This is a genomic window from Lachnoanaerobaculum sp. OBRC5-5, assembly GCF_000296385.1.
Lineage (GTDB): Bacteria > Bacillota > Clostridia > Lachnospirales > Lachnospiraceae > Lachnoanaerobaculum.
The window spans coordinates 19,902-38,284 of the sequence record NZ_JH815185.1 but is presented as its reverse complement, the minus strand read 5'-3'; the positions used below and the strand labels follow the sequence as shown (position 1 = coordinate 38,284).

13 protein-coding genes and 1 pseudogene are annotated in these 18,383 nt (G+C 37.2%); all 14 read right to left on the bottom strand.

Going from position 1 to position 18,383, the window contains the following annotated elements:
- Nucleotides 1-28: 28 nt before the first annotated feature.
- The 14 genes and pseudogenes from uvrA to HMPREF1135_RS00120 all read right to left on the bottom strand — a co-directional run bounded on the left by uvrA (nucleotide 29) and on the right by HMPREF1135_RS00120 (nucleotide 18,350).
- Nucleotides 29-2,848, bottom strand: coding sequence for an excinuclease ABC subunit UvrA (gene uvrA, locus HMPREF1135_RS00180; protein WP_007590741.1), 2,820 nt, complete (start codon nucleotides 2,846-2,848; stop codon nucleotides 29-31).
- A gap of 64 nt (nucleotides 2,849-2,912) precedes the next feature.
- On the bottom strand, nucleotides 2,913-3,422 hold the full coding sequence (locus tag HMPREF1135_RS00175) for a shikimate kinase (RefSeq protein ID WP_007590734.1): 510 nt from the start codon (nucleotides 3,420-3,422) through the stop codon (nucleotides 2,913-2,915).
- Nucleotides 3,423-3,443: 21 nt separating this feature from the next.
- Nucleotides 3,444-4,532, bottom strand: coding sequence for a phosphotransferase enzyme family protein (locus HMPREF1135_RS00170; RefSeq protein ID WP_007590730.1), 1,089 nt, complete (start codon nucleotides 4,530-4,532; stop codon nucleotides 3,444-3,446).
- Nucleotides 4,529-6,679: a 1,3-beta-galactosyl-N-acetylhexosamine phosphorylase gene (gene gnpA, locus HMPREF1135_RS00165; RefSeq protein WP_007590728.1), complete on the bottom strand. Its 2,151-nt coding sequence runs from the start codon at nucleotides 6,677-6,679 to the stop codon at nucleotides 4,529-4,531. The genes HMPREF1135_RS00170 and gnpA overlap by 4 nt, the downstream gene beginning before the upstream one ends.
- Before the next feature lie 219 nt (nucleotides 6,680-6,898).
- Nucleotides 6,899-8,071, bottom strand: coding sequence for a sodium/glutamate symporter (gltS, locus tag HMPREF1135_RS14510; RefSeq protein WP_315051715.1), 1,173 nt, complete (start codon nucleotides 8,069-8,071; stop codon nucleotides 6,899-6,901).
- Nucleotides 8,072-8,197: 126 nt separating this feature from the next.
- Nucleotides 8,198-9,046, bottom strand: a pseudogene (locus HMPREF1135_RS14505) (TAXI family TRAP transporter solute-binding subunit); the annotation flags it as partial.
- 208 nt (nucleotides 9,047-9,254) lie between these two features.
- On the bottom strand, nucleotides 9,255-9,974 hold the full coding sequence (locus HMPREF1135_RS00155; RefSeq protein ID WP_007590719.1) for a HEAT repeat domain-containing protein: 720 nt from the start codon (nucleotides 9,972-9,974) through the stop codon (nucleotides 9,255-9,257).
- An 8-nt stretch (nucleotides 9,975-9,982) separates the two neighbouring features.
- Complete coding sequence (locus HMPREF1135_RS00150; protein ID WP_007590718.1) at nucleotides 9,983-10,216, bottom strand: hypothetical protein; 234 nt, start codon at nucleotides 10,214-10,216, stop codon at nucleotides 9,983-9,985.
- A gap of 98 nt (nucleotides 10,217-10,314) precedes the next feature.
- Entirely contained in the window at nucleotides 10,315-12,372 is a 2,058-nt protein-coding gene (locus HMPREF1135_RS00145) for a LacI family DNA-binding transcriptional regulator (RefSeq protein ID WP_007590709.1), read from the bottom strand.
- A gap of 221 nt (nucleotides 12,373-12,593) precedes the next feature.
- Nucleotides 12,594-13,508, bottom strand: a complete 915-nt coding sequence (locus HMPREF1135_RS00140; RefSeq protein WP_007590708.1) for a sugar phosphate isomerase/epimerase family protein — start codon at nucleotides 13,506-13,508, stop codon at nucleotides 12,594-12,596.
- Nucleotides 13,505-14,680: a Gfo/Idh/MocA family protein gene (locus tag HMPREF1135_RS00135; RefSeq protein WP_007590706.1), complete on the bottom strand. Its 1,176-nt coding sequence runs from the start codon at nucleotides 14,678-14,680 to the stop codon at nucleotides 13,505-13,507. Before HMPREF1135_RS00135 ends, HMPREF1135_RS00140 begins: the two co-directional genes overlap by 4 nt.
- Before the next feature lie 18 nt (nucleotides 14,681-14,698).
- Nucleotides 14,699-15,658, bottom strand: a complete 960-nt coding sequence (locus HMPREF1135_RS00130; protein ID WP_007590705.1) for an ABC transporter permease — start codon at nucleotides 15,656-15,658, stop codon at nucleotides 14,699-14,701.
- Nucleotides 15,639-17,144: a sugar ABC transporter ATP-binding protein gene (locus tag HMPREF1135_RS00125; RefSeq protein WP_007590700.1), complete on the bottom strand. Its 1,506-nt coding sequence runs from the start codon at nucleotides 17,142-17,144 to the stop codon at nucleotides 15,639-15,641. Before HMPREF1135_RS00125 ends, HMPREF1135_RS00130 begins: the two co-directional genes overlap by 20 nt.
- Nucleotides 17,145-17,180: 36 nt before the next feature.
- Complete coding sequence (locus HMPREF1135_RS00120) at nucleotides 17,181-18,350, bottom strand: substrate-binding domain-containing protein (RefSeq protein ID WP_007590699.1); 1,170 nt, start codon at nucleotides 18,348-18,350, stop codon at nucleotides 17,181-17,183.
- Nucleotides 18,351-18,383: the final 33 nt, after the last annotated feature.

The following is an 18,383-nucleotide window of genomic DNA, read 5'->3' as shown; positions in this document are numbered from 1 at the left end:
GTATACAGTATACTTATATTTAACCCTGCTACAAATATCTCTTCACATACTTTCCGGTATATGATTTCTCTATTTTAGCTATCTCCTCAGGGGTACCGGTAGCAACCACTTCGCCACCTCCTGCACCACCTTCGGGACCTATATCTATTATATAATCGGCACATTTTATAACATCCAGATTATGTTCTATAACAAGTACCGTATTTCCACTGTCTGAGAGTCTTCTAAGTATTTCCACAAGCTTATGTACATCTGCAAAATGAAGACCTGTAGTAGGCTCGTCCAAAATATAAATAGTCTTTCCTGTAGCCCTCTTTGAAAGCTCTGTTGCAAGCTTTATTCTCTGAGCCTCTCCACCGCTCAGCTCTGTAGACGGCTGACCGAGTTTGATATAAGAAAGCCCTACATCATATAATGTCTGTATTTTTCTTGCTATAGTAGGCACATTCTCAAAGAATGTTAAAGCCTCCTCCACAGTCATATCAAGTACATCATATATTGACTTACCCTTATACTTGACTTCCAAAGTTTCTCTGTTGTATCTCTTTCCGCCACAGACTTCACATGGTACATACACATCAGGCAAAAAATGCATCTCTATCTTTATGATACCGTCACCTGAACAGCTCTCACATCTTCCACCCTTTACATTAAAGCTGAATCTCCCCTTCTTATATCCTCTCATCTTGGCATCCTGAGTTGCCGCAAAGAGGTCTCTGATCATATCAAATACACCTGTATATGTGGCAGGATTTGATCTTGGGGTTCTTCCTATCGGTGACTGGTCTATTGCAATTACCTTGTCAAGCTGCTCTGTACCCTCTATAGACTTATACTTGCCCGGGATAGTATGTGCACGGTTTAGCTTCTTTGCAAGTGCCTTATAAACTATTTCATTTACCAAAGAAGACTTACCTGAGCCTGAAACACCTGTAACACATGTCATCACTCCTGTAGGTATATCCACATTTATATTCTTTAGATTGTTTTGAGCCGCACCTTTGACTTTAAGCCAACCTGTAGGTGTTCTTCTGCTCTCCGGCACAGGTATCTTTATTTCACCTGAAAGATATTTGCCGGTGATGGAATTCGGATTTGCCATTATTTCCTTAGCAGTTCCTGTAGCTACCACTTCACCGCCATGACTTCCGGCTCCCGGTCCTATATCAACTATATAGTCCGCTTCCATCATGGTGTCTTCATCATGCTCAACCACCAAAACTGAATTTCCTATATCTCTTAGATGCTTCAATGTAGCAAGCAGCTTATCATTATCTCTTTGATGTAGTCCTATACTTGGCTCATCCAATATATAAGCCACACCTACAAGTCCCGAACCAATCTGAGTAGCAAGCCTTATTCTTTGTGCTTCACCTCCGCTAAGTGTACCTGTCGCTCTTGTAAGGCTTAGATAGTCAAGACCTACATCTATAAGGAAGGTAACTCTTGCCCTGATCTCCTTTAAAATGAGTGCACCTATAGCTTCCTGCATCTTTGTAAGCTCCAAGCTGTCTATAAAATTTCTAAAATCGGTAATAGAAGCATCTGTAGCATCATAGATATTTTTTCCGCCAAGAGTTACAGCCAGAGCCTCTTTTTTTAGTCTTCTTCCGCCACAGGACTTACATGGTGCAATTCTCATATATTGCTCATACTCTTCCTTGGCAGACTGTGAAAATGTCTCTCTATAACGCTTTTCCATATTTTTTATAAGACCTTCAAATATAACAGGATATACTCCGCTACCTCTCTGACCGGTATATGCTACATCCACCTGCTCGGTAGTACCGTAAATCAATATATCATGTATTTCCTTCGGATAATCCTCAAAAGGTGTATCCAAACTGAAGTTAAACTTTTCTGCAAGTGCTCTTAGCATGGCATTACTGAAGCTTTTCTTATCATTGCTGCTCTGCCATCCAAGTACTATTATAGCTCCCTGATTTATAGAAAGTGATTTATCGGGAATCATAAGATCTTCATCAAATTCCATAGTATATCCAAGTCCTGCACAGTCAGGGCATGCTCCGAAAGGATTGTTAAAAGAAAAGGTTCTCGGCTCCACCTCATCAATTGAAATACCGCAATCAGGACAGGCAAAGTTTTGTGAAAACTTCATAGGCTCACCGTCTATCACATCAATAGTTGCATAGCCGCCGCCAAGATTCAGAGCGGCTTCCAATGAGTCTGTAAGTCTTTTTTCTATATTTTCCTTTACCGAAAGTCTGTCTATTACAATATCAATGCTGTGCTTAATGTTCTTTTCAAGTACTATCTCTTCACTGAGTTCATACATATTTCCGTCAATCATAGCACGTACATAGCCCGATTTTTTGGCACTTTCAAGTACCTTCTCATGTCTGCCCTTTTTTCCCTTTACAACAGGTGCAAGTATCATAAACTTAGTCTTTTCAGGAAGAGTAAGCACTCTGTCGACCATCTGATCAATACTCTGTCTATGTATCTCCTTACCGCAACAAGGACAATGAGGGATACCTATCCTTGCATACAAAAGTCTGAGGTAATCATAAATCTCCGTAACTGTACCCACTGTAGACCTAGGGTTTCTGTTCGTAGACTTTTGGTCTATTGAAATCGCAGGGGACAGTCCCTCTATACTTTCCACATCCGGCTTTTCCATCTGCCCCAGAAACATTCTGGCATATGAAGACATTGACTCCATATATCTTCTTTGTCCCTCAGCATATATGGTATCGAACGCCAAAGAGGACTTTCCGGAACCGGAAAGCCCTGTTAAAACAACCAATTCTCCTCTTGGTATGTCCACTGATATATTTTTTAAATTGTGCTCATTGGCACCTCTTATTTTTATATACTTTGTATCCATTACATCTCTCCATTACAATGTTCGAAGCATTCGAACATACTTTCGTAACAGTATATAATTTATTTTAATTTCCGTCAATAATGGATATTATCTTTTTTACACAATCTTCTATACTGCCGTTATTCTCCACAGTATGATCGGCATACTTTTGATATTTTGAAATCCTCATATCATACATCTGCTTAAGTTCTTCCTTTGACTTATCTCTTGCAAGAGGTCTGTTTGTATCAGAGAGCAGATCTTCATAAATCTTATCAAAATCCCTTACAAGGCATATGATAGTGCCTCCCTTTTTCAAAACCTCACCGTTTCTGTCAAAGGAAAGCATTCCTCCACCTGTAGAAATAACTCCGGCCGGCATTTCGGAAACCTTTTTAGCTGTTTCATGCTCCAAATCTCTAAAATAATCTTCACCATATTTTGTAAACATGGTCGGTATATCCATTTCATAAGTTTCTATCAAAAGCTCATCTGTATCTACATAACAGGTAGAAATCTCTTTAGCCAATGCTCTTCCTACAGTTGTTTTTCCGCTTGCCATAAAACCGCAAAGTATAATTTTTTTATTTAACATATCAGTATCCGTTTCTATAAACTAAATATACTTTTCTACAATCTTTTTCATCTCTTCAATATGTTCTTCCATATCCGAAATAAGCTTTATTTGAGTTCTTGCACGGTCAAGATTATGATTTTCTCTTGCAATTTTAAAATACTTATCACCTGCAATATAATCTCCCAAAAATCTTATACCGCATTCATAGGTCATCACTACAGCACCCAAATGCAAAAGTTCAATCTCTCTTTTATTTAAACTCTTACCGCAAGCTTCCAAAAATCCCCTTGTAAAAGCTTCAAACAACTCAATATCAAGGCCAACTTTTGACAAATCAACCTCATCCTCAAGTCCTTTATTTGCACCGAAGCGAATAGAATCACCAAAGTCAAATGCTGCAACTCCCGGCATTATAGTATCAAGGTCTATTACACACAATGCCTTCTTGGTATCCTTATCAAATAAAATATTGTTAAGCTTGGTATCATTATGTGTAACCTTCAAAGGAATCTCATTATTTGCAAGTGCTCTGTTAAAGATATGAGTATATTCCTCTCTGTTTAAGAAAAAGTCTATCTCTTCTTTAACATTCTTTGCTCTGCCCAGAGGATCTTCATTTATCTGTGCTTTAAATGTAGCAAATCTGTCCTCTGTATTGTGGAAGTTTTTGATAACTTCACTAAGTTTATTAACCGGAAAATCCGCTAAAAGATTTTGAAAATTTCCAAAAGCATAACCCGACTCATAAAACTCTTTGGCATTTGTAACCTGTTCATAGCATATAGTATCTGATATGAAATTATAGGCTCTCCAAATATCTCCTTTACTGTCCTCGTAAAAGCTTTGTCCGTCTTTGGTCTTTATAAGATTTAGAGTCTCACGGTCCGGATCTCCGCCGTTTTTTTCAATCTTATCTCTTAAAAATGATGTTACCAAGGCAATATTTTCCATAAGCTTCTTCGGCTCTTTAAATATTGACTTATTTATCTTTTGTAAAATAACCTTACCCGATCCCTCATAATCCAGAAGATAGGTATCATTTATATGTCCGTTACCATACTCCGAAAACTCTTTCAGTTCGGTAAAATTATTATATTGCTGCAATACTTCTATTACATTCGATTTCATACTTTTCCCTCTATTTCAAACCATTTTATTTCATTAGGCTCAAGTGTAAGTTCAAATGAACTTCCGTCCCCCTTGTATACATTTGTAGACTGAGATTCATAGGTATTGTTTACCACACAGAATTTATTGTTTTCCACATAGGCATTTACCTCCACATTCAAGTTGGTACTAAACCATCTGTGTATACCCTCTTCATCATGTGTAGCCCAAAGTATTGCTCTATAAAGCAATCTGTTATTTTCCAAACTGTAAGGTAAACCGCTGATATAAACCGTACGTCCTTTTCCAATTTCCTTACATGCAAGCTGTACTGAATCTCCTCTTAGTGCAAGAATATCTGTACCCTCGAGTGCATATATGAAGTCCTTGCCTTCGCCGAAATATATTTCATCACAAACTTCCTCTGTAATAAAATGTGATTTTACTTCTTTATAATACTTGCCTTTTGCCAAAGTAAAGCCGTTTTCAAGCTCCACTCCAAGCTGAGTTGCAAGCTGCAATGTTCTTCCCTGATAATTATATCCGCTCGGCTCACCTACACCTATAAAGCCTCCGCCATTATATATGAAATCTCTTATTGCTGTAAGTATTCTCTCATCAGTCCAATACTTTCCACCGGTTTGTCCTGTGTTCGCATCACCGATATTCATAACTATATCAAATCTGTTTAAAATATCCTTATCTTTTAAAATATCTTCGAAACTGATAAAGTCAATATCAAAAGGTGAACCGCTAAGTGCCTCTATTACTCCTGCATATGAATAGTTGTTCTTATAGTATATAGCATGGTGTACCATATGATTTCCCCATGCCTTATATCTTCCCCAACCGCTTAGCACTGCAATCTTCTTGATACAATGAGCCTTACAACCTTGCGCATTTGCATACAGTTCTCTAAACTCATCACATACCTGCTTTGTATAATCTATAAACTCAGGAAAATCAAGTGTAAGCTTCAAATAACCGCCATAGCCTATCCTGTCTACAGGCTTTCTAAGTATTGCTCTTCTGGCTGTTATCCAGTTTCTCTTTGCCTCTCCAAGCGGATCACCTCCCTTATGGAATGTATCCGGGAAGAAATACGGTAATAATCTGCCCTCTGTATATTTCACGCCTTCTATATCACTGATAAGTCTAAGTGTCTGTCCGTTTCCTACACTTCCAACCACTGCATCCAAACCTATATTTTTGAACTCTTCCATATAAGGCTCCATGCCGATCCAGTGATCACCCAAAAACATCATCGCTTCCTTGCCGTATTCGTGAACTATATCCACCATCTCTTTAGCAAGTTTTGCAACTTCTCTTCTTTGGAAATCTATGAAGGCAAAATATTCCTTGCATGGAACTCTGTAAGTATTGTTCATATAACCCTGATCTATAATATATTCAGGTCTGAACTTGATTCCTGTTTCCTTTTCAAATTGGTCTAAAATATATGGACTTACGGAAGCTGTATATCCATACCAATCCACATACTTTTGCCTTGCAAGTTCATCAAATATCAATGTGAACTGATGGAAAAATGTAGTAAATCTTATTACATCAACTTTCGGATGCTCCTCCAAAAACTTTCTGAGTCTCTTCATAGAATAGACTTTTGTTTTTGGCTGACGTACATCAAAAGTTATCTGCTTTTCAAAATTTGTCCAGCCGTTTGTCACCGCATTGTACATATGTACCGGATCCCAAATGATATAAGCCAAGAAACTTACCGTATATTCATGGTACTTCTTTGCATTTATAATTACTTCACCGTCTTCATAACTCCAGTCACTCACAGGCTCTCCGATTGTCCTGTCCATGACTTCCCACCATCTTTTTATATCATCATAATCATTGACTTTCAAAAGATCAGGATGTAAGCCTTCCATCAATCTGATTCTAAGAGTATCATCAGTTGCCATATGGAAGTCAGTCATTATATACATCTGCTGCACTTCATCAGGATTAGCCTTTGCCCACTCATTATCCTTTCTGGTGGTATAATAAGTAGCATAGATCTTTGCATCCAGTTCCTCTATTTCCTTCGGCATATCTGTTCCGTCACAATCTCTGATGGCGTCAGCACCCCAAAGCTCCATTATTTCCTTTGTTTCTTCAATGATATCAACATCTGTAGGTATAGTTACTCTTCCCTTTAACATTTGTCCCCCTAGGTATTATTTTTATATATTTTCAGTCAAAAAGTTTTGTACTCTCCAACATTTTCTCTTTTATTTCACATAAGACTTTTTACAAAAGCTGTCCTATCCAATATAATATTTTATTACAAAAAGTTCAACTAAAATCTCAGTTAATATATACTATTCCAATAAAAAACTCACCTCATATAAGGTGAGCTTTTAAATTAGGTTAAATTGTTTTTAACCTAAGAAGTTTATGAAAAATGTTATTGTCAAACTATTTAAGAAATCCGCAAACATACTTCCGACTATCGGCACAAGTAAGAATGCCTTTACCGAAGGCAAATATTTCTCTGTAACAGCCTGCATATTTGCCATGGCATTAGGTGTTGCACCCATACCGAAACCACATGTGCCTGCCGCCAAAACAGCCGCATCATAGTCACTTCCCATAGATTTGAATACGATAAATCTTGCAAAGATATACATAAGAAGTACTTGACCTGCCAATAGTACAAACAGAGGAAGGGCCAGTGCCGCCAACTGCCAAAGTTTCAATGTAATCATTGCCACTCCAAGAAAAAGAGAAAGGCAAATACTTCCAAGATCGTTTATCTCACCCATATGTATTCTGAAGCTGTCTGTATATTCACTGATATTTCTCATTATAGCCGCAACTATCATAGAACCTATATAAACAGGGAAGGTCATTCCTGTCTTTGAAAGTACAAAAGATACAATAGTTCCTATACCCATTGCCAATGTAATCTGATACACTGCAGGTGCATACATTGAAACTTCTCTTCTGTGCTTTATCTCCTCTTCCACAAGCATACTGTCATCTTCATATACTGCGGTATCCATAAGACTTTTCTTTTTTATAAGGCTGTTTGCCAAAGGTCCGCCCATCAGTGAACCTGCTACAAGTCCGAAAGTAGCCGCTGCTGTAGCAAGTGTTGTCGCACCGTCAACATTCATATCCTCAAGTAAAGGTCCGAAAGCTCCTGCCGTACCATGTCCACCAATCATAGGTATGGAACCTGTACACATACCTATAAGCGGATTTATGCCAAGAAGTTTAGAAAGCCCTACCGCTACAAAGTTTTGAGATATTATAAGCAGCAATACCAAAGCCAGGAAGATAAATGTACCCTTTCCGCCGCTCTTTAGCACCTTCATATTTGCCTGGAATCCTACTGAGGTAAAGAACATTACCATACATACATTTCTTAGAGTCTCATCAAAATTTATCTCAAGAATGCCAAGTGCATACAATACACAGAATATTATGGCAAAAATCATACCTCCTACCACGGGCGCAGGAATACAAAATGTTGTTAAAAACTTTATTCTTTCCTTTAAAAGTACTCCAATAAATAGTGCAAGTACCGCAACCGCAACCGTCTGATACATATCCAGATTTAAAGTTTTTCTTGAAACATTATCAGCCTTAACCTCAGCCTTTAATCCGGTTATTCCGTTCGCACTGTACCATTCACTTGCTGCTTTATGGAAAGGTACAACAATACTGTTTAAAGTTGCTTCGTCAAAAAAATTTACAGTATTACCTGATATCTTATTGAAGCTGTCTTGATGTGCTTTTATAAGATTTAATACAGTTTCAATATTGCTTGAATTTATATTGTTGTTTGCCACAAGCACAGCCATTACTCCAACTGTGGTAATATCCTTGTTTATACCCTTATATGTACCTTTTTTAATTGTAGTAACACTATATCCGCTATAACTGTTCTGAAGAAATCTTATTGCTCTGTCATCCAACGAAAGAATATCGATAGGTACATTTGAATCAGCCAAATCCGAAATTGCCTTTGTAGGTGCCGACGCCGTTACAAAGAATGCATCCAACTCACCGTTTTTTAAGGCATTTGCGGCATCTTCAAATGACAGATATCTCACATCAATATCATCTACAGTCATACCGTAGGCTCTAAGAATATTCTTTGCATTTTTTAAAACACCCGAGCCCTCTTCACCTACCGAAACTCTAAGTCCACTCAAATCCTCCACGGAGTTCAGCTTCAGTTTCTTATTTACGACTATTTGATAGCTCTCCGTATAAAGTCCTGCAACAGCCTTGGTTATTTTTAAAGGATTCCCCTCAAACTCACCTTTTCCGTTGTAAGCATCCGTAAGAGTATCATTTTGCACTATTGCCATACCGACGATATTGTTTTCAAGCAATCTTAGATTTGCCGCCGAACCGGCACTTATCTGTATACTCATGTCAATATCGCTTTCCTGCTCGGCAATATCCTTTAGGGCATTCCCATATGCAAAATATGTACCGCCTGTCCCACCTGTTCCGATATGAATATTATTGTTTTCACTTTCCTTTGCACAGCCTGAAACCAACAGTGCAAACATCAATATAATAAATACAAAGCTTAAGTTCTTTCTTATACCTTTAATACGCTATACCTCCTTAACTGAATAATAAAAGGGTAGCATATTATGCTCCCCTTTAAGTCTACGTCATTTTTTGACGAAAAGTATTATACAGAAAATCAGGCCGGACGTCAAATTTATTTTGTAATATAGGATGTAATAATGTGCAATTTGCAGTCTAGGTTTTCTATTTATTCAAAAATCTTACAGCCGACTTTCTTGCCTTTTCTATTTTCTCAGCATCCATATCTTCCACAGCCGATGAGCTTATCCATTTCTTTCCAAATAAAATCCCTGCCGCCTCTATCATAATGCCACAGGCATGTAAATCAGTCTCTGCTGCAATTGCTAAAGCAAAGCAAGGCTTTGTCTTTTCCTGAATCACTTCCTTATCAATTCCGTGAAATGACATTTGCATAAGGCTTGATGCTGACCATGCTCTGCAAAGACTGTCTTTATCTTCCGACATTTGCTTTATCAAAATATCAATCTCATTTAAAGATCCTATCCATCCGAACGTTATAATGATTTTTTGTCTAAGTAAAGCATCTTTTGTCTCTATAAGCGAAGTCATAACAGGAATAAGCCTGCTGCAAAACTCTAAGTAAAAATCTCTATGTCTCAGTTTTGAAAGAGTTTCAGCCATAAGGTATGCGGTAAATACTTTTAGATTTTCATCTTTTTCATTATCTAAAACTGTAAATAAAAACTCCAATCCCTCTTTGTCATGTTTATAAAAGCTGCCGGACAGATTCAAGTTCGCACCCTCATCCCTGTCTTTACAAATCAGCTGATAATGATATTCTATTTCGTCACTTGCGCCTAAATCCGCAATAAATTTCACTCGTTCGCCGTCCGGGAAGTTTTGCTTTTTTAATTCTTCATATCTTTTTTGTAAATCTGTCATACATATACTCACTTCTTGTTATCTGTTTTATTTTCATCTTTAAAAAGCTGAAACGAGATATTCAAATCATCAAAAATCAACATATTTAAAATGACGACAGGAATAGCGAGTATATTTTTTATAACTTTTACCACTTTAGAGTCTCTTTTATATTTTGAAATTTTCAATACTAAAAGTACAATAGTTAAAAATATAAATATAAAGTAAAACAGCATGTCAGCATTGGCATATATTATTTTCATATATTTACTCCTTTCGGGTATTGCAGTAATTTATCAACAATGTTAACACAAATTTATCATGCATATATATGATTCTTCTCAGTATTACATATTTAATATCATTCACTCATAAACTGTTCATTCTTTTGTAAAGCGTCAATTATTTCTCTAGGTGCCTTACTTTTATATATTGCATTCCAAGATTTAATCAGATTTTCCGCTGTAACAAATACAGGTTCAACCGCAACAAAAGAAGGTACCTTTTTCCCAAGAACAGCATTTGCTCCACATAAAGCTGCCGCCTGGCCTTCTTCAAAAGGCTGTTGTGCACTCAGCACCTTAATGCATCCACCTTTTGCCATATCCAATGCAACAGAAAAATCAAGATCTGATGTTGCTACAATAATGTCTTCTCTATTTATATCATGAAGAGCTTCAACTACTTTTATAGCGGGTCCCTCCCATGAAACATATATTCCGTCAATCTCAGGATGCCAAGTTAGAAGTTCTTTTGTTTTCTCATATTCATCTTTCTGTGAAAATACTTCTGTAGCACAAATTCTTAACTCGGGATATTCTTCTCTAATAATCTGTTCTACAGCCAAATCTCTCTGATTTGTGGCATAAAACTGATGTCCATATCGAATTATACCGATATTTTTCTTATGATTTAAAAGTAAATAATCACCCAGACCTCTACCTATATTTCTTCCGTTACTGCGTTCATTAACATTAATACAAGATACATATCCTTTTCCCTCGAAACCGTCAGGAACATGTCCCATAAATACCAGTTTCGTCTTTGTTCTTATTACTTCTTTAAATACATCCTGTGTCATTGTATGGTTTACCGGAAATGCGATCATAATATCAGGTTCCAGCATTAAAAGACTTTGTATTTGTTTTCTTTGCATGGAAAAATCCATCTGACATCCCATTACTGCAATTATCGTGATACCAAGTCTGTCAAAGACATCTCTAACTCCTTGTTCGTGTAGCTTCATAAATGAAGCTCCTATATAATGATAAACAATAACTGCCGTAAATTTTTTCATCCTGCAAATATCCATTTCTTTCTCTGTTAAAGTAAGCGTATGCATATCAGCTCCTCTTTCTCCAAACGGACCTCTTGCCGTGCCGATAGTTGAATCTCGAATAATCATCTTGGCAGATACAAGTATTTTAGAAGGCTTTTTAAGAATAACCTCATACTTATCATTTTCAGATAACTCTTTTATTTTATCCAACATAAGTTCAACCGCTTTACCTACAATGCGTTCACAATCATTTTCCGCCATAGAAAGAGCCGGATTTAGATACGGTGCACTACCCTCATTTCCAACACACATTATTGATAAATCCTTAGGACATCTTACATTTCTTTTCATAATATATCTATAAACACTATAAATATAGTCCGAATCTGTAATTAAAAGAGCACTTGGTGTATCATTTCCACCTAAAAGTCCCGACAACATATCCGATATCTTTTTATCATAACTGTATTTATACAACACATATCGATTTTTCAGCTTGATCCCACCGTCTTTAAGCGCGTTTTCATACCCTTTCATGAAATCATTATTATAACTTTTCAATGAGTTATCCATTAGGATAGCTATTTTTTCATGTCCGCTTCTAATAAAATGCATGGTACAATCATATGCAGCTTTATATATATCTGTTGTTACTCTGTCAAATGCGGAATCATCCACCTCATTTCCGATTATTACACATGGAATCTGTAATGACCGAATTATATTTTGTGCATATAATTTATCAGATTTAACCGAAACAAATACGCCTATAATACCGTTATTATCTGAAAGCAACTTGTTGATAATACTCATTTCAAACTCACTGTTGCAATTACACCTAACTATTGTATAGCCGCTACTCTCCATTAACTTCTTAAGTTTATTCCAAATTTCTCCGATATAATTATCATCTTCATCCTGACAAATATATAGTAAGGCTCCTTTTTGAGATTGATATATACTTTCACGAATCTTTTTTTGTCTCCTGACAACGAACTTTGGTGGAGAATCTGCATTTTTTATCGCATTCTCGACCTTATCCACAAGTTCAGGGCTTACATATCTCGTTTTATTTATTACATGTGAAACTGTTGCAGTAGATACTCCTGCCATTTTGGCTATATCTTTTATGGATGCCATACTTTCTCCTATTGCAAAATAATATAATCCTGATGTAGTTTCTTTTAATTCTATAAAGGTTTGAATTTCAACCGGTGCATATTTATTTTTAAAATATTATAGCATTTAAAACACTCGATTTCTATTAAAACCCATATAAACAGTACAAATGTTCCGTTGAAAAAGGCACTGAAACAAAATGAATCAGTGCCCTACTATCTTTAATTAATTCAAATTATTATTTAGATTACAAAATTTGTCATATACTTCTTTGACAGTTTTAATGAATCAATTACTTTTTCTTTTGATCCTTCAAAATATTTGTCTTCTATTTCTATACATGTGTATCCGTCATATCCGACATCTGTTAAAGCAGATACATATTTACCCCAATCAACATCTCCATATCCCGGAATCTTAGGTGACATATACTCCAAAGGATATGCCATTACACCCACTTGATTCAACTTGTCGCGATAGAGCTTTATGTCCTTAAAATGAACATGGAAAATTTTATCCTTAAATTCATAAATCGGCTTTATATAATCTATCATTTGCCATACAAAATGAGACGGATCATAGTTGATACCAAGGTTATCACTAGAAATAATATCAAAGACTTTTTTCCAGATAGCTGGTGTTGTCATCAAATTCTGTCCTCCCGGCCACTGGTCCGGACCAAATAACATAGGACAGTTTTCAATTGCCACTTTTACTCCACATTCTTCAGCGAGCTTAATAATTGGTGGCCATACTTCCTTTACAAGTTCCAGATTCTCTTCAACGGTCTTAGTCTGATCTCTTCCTATAAAGGTTGTAACCATATTAACCCCAAGTTTACTGCTAAACTGTATTACTTTCTTCAAATGCTCTACAGCTACAGTTCTTTTCTCCAAATCTCCGTCTAAAGGATTAGGATAGTATGCAAGAGATGAGATTTCCACTCCCTTAGTTTTGCAAATATTCTTTATATATTCTACATAGGAATCATCAGTATTTTCTACGTCAATATGACTTACACCTGCATATCTTCTCTCCGCTTTTCCTTTTGGCCAGCAAGCTACTTCCACACATTGATATCCCAAATCGGCTGCTATATCCATCATTTCTTCGAAATTGCTTTGATCAAGGATAGCACTTACAAAACCTATTTTCATTTCACCTGTACCCAAGCTTTCTTCTCATTTGATTCAAGGACAGCCTCACATACTCTATCAAGCTGATATCCTACAGTAAAGCTTGTAGTTGGCTGATATCCACCCTCTACAGCCTTAGCAAACTCATATGCTTCAATTGCCTTAAGCTCACCATAGCCGATGTTCATTCCCGGTATATTCCAAGTTACATCTCCATGTGGGTTTGCCGGACCTGTATATATCTTTCTGAAGCCTCTCTCACCGTCATTGTCTTCCATACCGTAGCATACTTCAAGCTCATTTAAACGCTCATAGTTCCATGTAAGTGAACCCTTTGTTCCGTGAACCTCAACTGTAAGGTAGTTATTACGTCCCCAAGCCATTCTTGTTGCTTCTACACTACCGATTGCACCGCTTTCAAAGTTACAAAGTACAGATACCTCGTCATCAACATCTACAACCTGCTTCTTTGCATCATCGCCAAGCTTTACTGTTCCTAAAAGGTCCACTCCACCTTCCTGAACAGGACGCTCCTTTATGTATGTCTTAACCATTGATACTACATCTGTTACATTACCTGCAAGATACTGTGCAATGTCAAGTGCATGTGTAAAGATATCACCAAGTGTACCTGCACCTGCAGTTTCCTTTACAAAACGCCATGACAGTGGAGATCTTGGGTCTGCAGACCAGCTCTGTAAATACTGTGCACGCACATTTGTGATTTCTCCAAGTCTGCCGCTTTCAATAATTTTTTTAGCTTCATCAATTGCAGGAACTCTTCTATACTGATATCCACACATTGACACAATGCCCTTCTTTGCAGCTTCTTCTGCAGCTTCAGCCATAGCCTTTGCATCTTCTGTTTTTGTTGCTATAGGCTTCTCACAAATCACATGCTTTCCTGCCTTTAAAGCGGCTATTGAAATTTCCGCATGAGAATCATTTGGTGTACATACACAAACTATATCAATCTCCGGATCATTTATTATATCCCTATAATCTGTACAAGCTTTTTCAAAAGAGAAACGCTCCTTAAAATCCTCAGCAATCTCAGGTACTATGTCACACACTGTTTTAAATACCGGTACATAAGGTGCATCTGTGAATAATTTAGGCATATTGGAAAGTGCAACACAATGTGCTTTTCCCATAAATCCCGCTCCTACAACTCCAATGTTCTTTGTTTTCATGATTTCTACCTCCTAAGGTTATTTTCTTTTTTTATTTTGAACAATATTACTTAAAGCAACTGCAAAAATAATAATTGCTCCGTTTACAATTTTCTGCTGAGCAGATGAAAGTCCTGCCAATATTAATGCATTATTAATCATTCCCATTAAAAGTGATCCTGCGAGCGCACCTATCATAGATCCTGTTCCACCTGACATTGCCGCTCCTCCAAGTACCACCGATGCAATTACCGACATTTCATCACCGTCTCCAAATGAGTATCTTCCCGACTGCATTCTTCCTGCATACATAATTCCGGCAAATGCCGCAAATGCTCCGGACATCATAAAGATCATCATTTTTATTTTTTCAGTTTTTAAACCTGAATATTTTGAAGCCAGTTCATTTCCTCCGGTTGCCAGTGCATGACGTCCGAAGCGTGTTTTATTAAACAATATAAATCCGATAATGTAGAAAAATACTGTCCATAGAATCAACACTGATACTTTACCTATATATCCGGTTCCGAAAACATTATTAAAAATTTGATTTTTAATAGGTACGGCAGCCGTATCAGTTATCCACATTGCCATTCCTCGAATTGCCTGCATCATTCCCAGTGTAGCCAAAAATGAAGGTAACTTAAGCTTAGTCACAAGCAAACCGTTTATACAACCTACAAATACACCAAATAATAATGCTATTATAACGGCAAACAATATATTATCTGTGGCCTGCAGTACAAGCGCTGAAAACATTGCACTCATTGCCGCGGTTGAGCCTACTGTCAAGTCTATTTGTCCGGCTCCAAGAACAAACACTCCGGCAACTGCCATAACAGATACCATTGCTGTCTGCCTTAATATATTCAACAGGTTTCTCGGAGCTATAAACCCTTTACCGTTCAATGCAATTGAGAAAAATATAAATACTATCCCAAGCACAATATATACGGTAAACTTACTAACCTCGAGCTTCTTATGCCATTTGGATTGCATTTTGAAGTTCCTCCTCTAATTTAATATCTTTTCTACTTATCGTTCCTGTAATTCGTCCATCATAGAGTATAATTATTCGATCACATATTGCCATCATTTCAGCAAGCTCGGATGATACGAAGATTACTCCACAACCTTGATCTGCAAAACTTCTTACTATTTCAAGTATTTCTCCTTTTGCACCTATGTCCACTCCGGCAGTAGGTTCATCAAGCATAATTACTTTAGGATTGGTATTCATCCACTTAGCTATAACTATCTTCTGTTGATTTCCACCGGATAAAAGGCCTATTTCCTGATTAATATGCTCCGCTTTGACTCCGAATTTTTTAATATTGTCTTCAACAAGCGCACATTCCCTCTTGTCATCATTAAATATTCCTTTAATACATAATCTGTCAAGGATAGGTAAAACAGCATTGTCTTTTATTGAATGCATCAATACAAGCCCTTCTTTTCTTCTGTCTTCCGGGATAAAGGCAAATCCGTTCTGTATAGCATCTGTAGGATTTTTTATATGAACTTCCTTATCCTCAAGTATTACCGTTCCGCCTTCCTTCTTCCTCAATCCAAATAAGCTTTCAAGAATCTCTGTTCTGCCGCTTCCCATCAAGCCTGCAAAACCGACGATTTCTCCATGTTTTAATGTAAATGAAATATCATTTATTTTTTCATTTACTTTCAAATGTTCTACCTTGAGTACATCTCCGGCATTCTCATCATGTTTTCGTTCTACCCACTCAAACTTATGACCTTTTCCGGAAGTTCCACCCATCATATATGAAACTATTTTATCTAATGTCATATCCTTGATGTCCTGAGTAGTTACATACTCCCCGTCTTTAAGAATTGTGATACTGTCACAAATACTTAAAATCTCATTCATACGATGGGATATATAGACCATTGAAACCCCTTCATTTTTCAGCTGCGTTATTATCTCAAATAAACATTTTGTTTCCGAATCTGAAAGTGCGGCTGTAGGTTCATCAAAAACAAGAATTTTAGCATCTTTGGAAACCGCTTTTGCAATTTCAACCATTTGACTCATTCCTACGCTTAATTCGGACACAATTGTAGATGGCGAAATATCCATTCCAAGACGATGCAAAATCTGACTCGTCTTTTCATTCATGGTTTTAACATCTCTAATACCGTTTTTTACAATCTCTGTACCGAGAAAAATATTTTCCGCAACTGTCATCGTTTGTACAAGTGAAAGTTCCTGAAAAATCATTGCGATACCTTGCGCTTTAGCATCAAGAGGCTTTTCAATTACAGTCTCTTTTCCATCAATGAAAATTTTTCCCTCATCATGCGTATATACTCCTGTCATTATCTTCATTAATGTTGATTTACCTGCGCCGTTGCCTCCTGCAAGTGCATGAACTTCTCCATGTTTTAATTCAAATTGCACATTTTTAAGTACTTTAGCATCTCCAAATGATTTGCTGATGCCTTCCATCTTTAATACTACGTGTTCCATTCCATCCCCTTAAAATTAAATCAGGTAATTTTGTACTTACTTAGCCACTTCTGTGAGCCAGTCCGGAGCATCTACATGGTAAACCGCTTCATATGCATCAACTACATTTCCCTTGTCTACCTTCATTGCAGGACATACAACGTATGCCGGTGTACTCTCGCCTATCAAAGCCAATGCCGCCAACTTAGTCTCTGCAACACCCTGATCATAGGGCATCTGTGCACCTACACCAACTACTGTACCCTTGGCAATTTCAAGTGCAATATTATTACCGAGATCTATTGCAACTAAAGCAATTTCTCCTTCCAATCCTGCTGCTCTTACAGATGAAAGAATACCTTCCATAGGAATATCCCATGAAGCATATATTCCGTCGATATTAGGGAACTGAGTTAATATAGCATCTGCCTGTTCATTACATCCGTTCTCATCTGTAAATCCCTGCTCTGCAACTATCTCAATATCCTGGAATTCTTTTTTCAAAGTATCTCTAAATCCTGCATCTCTCTGATTGGTAACAAAAAAATCAGCATCGTAATAAACCATTCCGACTTTTCCCTTACCGTTCAATTTTTCTCCAAGTAATCTTGCTGCAGCAACACCGTTTCCATAACTGTCTGCGGATACACAAGATACATAATCTTTTCCGCCTTCCATATCCGCCATGGCATTATCCATAAATACAACTTTGATTCCTGAATCTATTGCTCTCTTATAAGCATCTGCAGTAGCTGTAACATCGGTAGGTATTGAAATTATTGCATCAGGCTTCAGCGCCATTACAGTCTCTATATCAGCCACCTGCTTTTCTGCTGAGAAGTTTGCATCTGTTACAGCCACAACTTCCATGTTCAACTCTGCACAGGTGTTTTTAATAGCATTTATTTGTGCTGTTGCCCAGTCATTACCGCCATAATGCATACAAAGTGCAACCTTAAAGTTTCCTTCCTTTATAGCATTCTTCTGCTCATCACTCAAAGTGATTGTATCTGCATTAACTCCCTGTTCTCCGTGTGGGCCTTTTGTCAATATTTGCTCCTCTTCACCTGAGCTCTGAGTATTTCCTGTAGAATTACCTTCTTTAACTGTCTGCTCCGCTGCTGATTGACCTGATTCAGTCTTACCGCTATCTCCGTTTTGTGCACATCCTGTTGCATTTATAACCATTGCTGCAAGTGCTATTGCTGCCAACGCTTTAATTCTCATTTTATATCTTCTCCCTAATTCATTTTTTATATT

What these genes read in the sequence shown, in the direction of transcription:
- HMPREF1135_RS00125 (WP_007590700.1), bottom strand. Translation starts at nt 17,144, where the DNA reads ATGGAACACGTAGTATTAAAGATGGAAGGCATCAGCAAATCATTTGGA.
- gltS (WP_315051715.1), bottom strand. Translation starts at nt 8,071, where the DNA reads ATGTATCAGACGGTTGCGGTTGCGGTACTTGCACTATTTATTGGAGTA.
- HMPREF1135_RS00120 (WP_007590699.1), bottom strand. Translation starts at nt 18,350, where the DNA reads ATGAGAATTAAAGCGTTGGCAGCAATAGCACTTGCAGCAATGGTTATA.
- HMPREF1135_RS00140 (WP_007590708.1), bottom strand. Translation starts at nt 13,508, where the DNA reads ATGAAAATAGGTTTTGTAAGTGCTATCCTTGATCAAAGCAATTTCGAA.
- uvrA (WP_007590741.1), bottom strand. Translation starts at nt 2,848, where the DNA reads ATGGATACAAAGTATATAAAAATAAGAGGTGCCAATGAGCACAATTTA.
- HMPREF1135_RS00135 (WP_007590706.1), bottom strand. Translation starts at nt 14,680, where the DNA reads ATGAAAACAAAGAACATTGGAGTTGTAGGAGCGGGATTTATGGGAAAA.
- HMPREF1135_RS00130 (WP_007590705.1), bottom strand. Translation starts at nt 15,658, where the DNA reads ATGCAATCCAAATGGCATAAGAAGCTCGAGGTTAGTAAGTTTACCGTA.
- HMPREF1135_RS00175 (WP_007590734.1), bottom strand. Translation starts at nt 3,422, where the DNA reads ATGTTAAATAAAAAAATTATACTTTGCGGTTTTATGGCAAGCGGAAAA.
- HMPREF1135_RS00170 (WP_007590730.1), bottom strand. Translation starts at nt 4,532, where the DNA reads ATGAAATCGAATGTAATAGAAGTATTGCAGCAATATAATAATTTTACC.
- HMPREF1135_RS00150 (WP_007590718.1), bottom strand. Translation starts at nt 10,216, where the DNA reads ATGAAAATAATATATGCCAATGCTGACATGCTGTTTTACTTTATATTT.
- gnpA (WP_007590728.1), bottom strand. Translation starts at nt 6,679, where the DNA reads ATGTTAAAGGGAAGAGTAACTATACCTACAGATGTTGATATCATTGAA.
- HMPREF1135_RS00145 (WP_007590709.1), bottom strand. Translation starts at nt 12,372, where the DNA reads ATGGCATCCATAAAAGATATAGCCAAAATGGCAGGAGTATCTACTGCA.
- HMPREF1135_RS00155 (WP_007590719.1), bottom strand. Translation starts at nt 9,974, where the DNA reads ATGACAGATTTACAAAAAAGATATGAAGAATTAAAAAAGCAAAACTTC.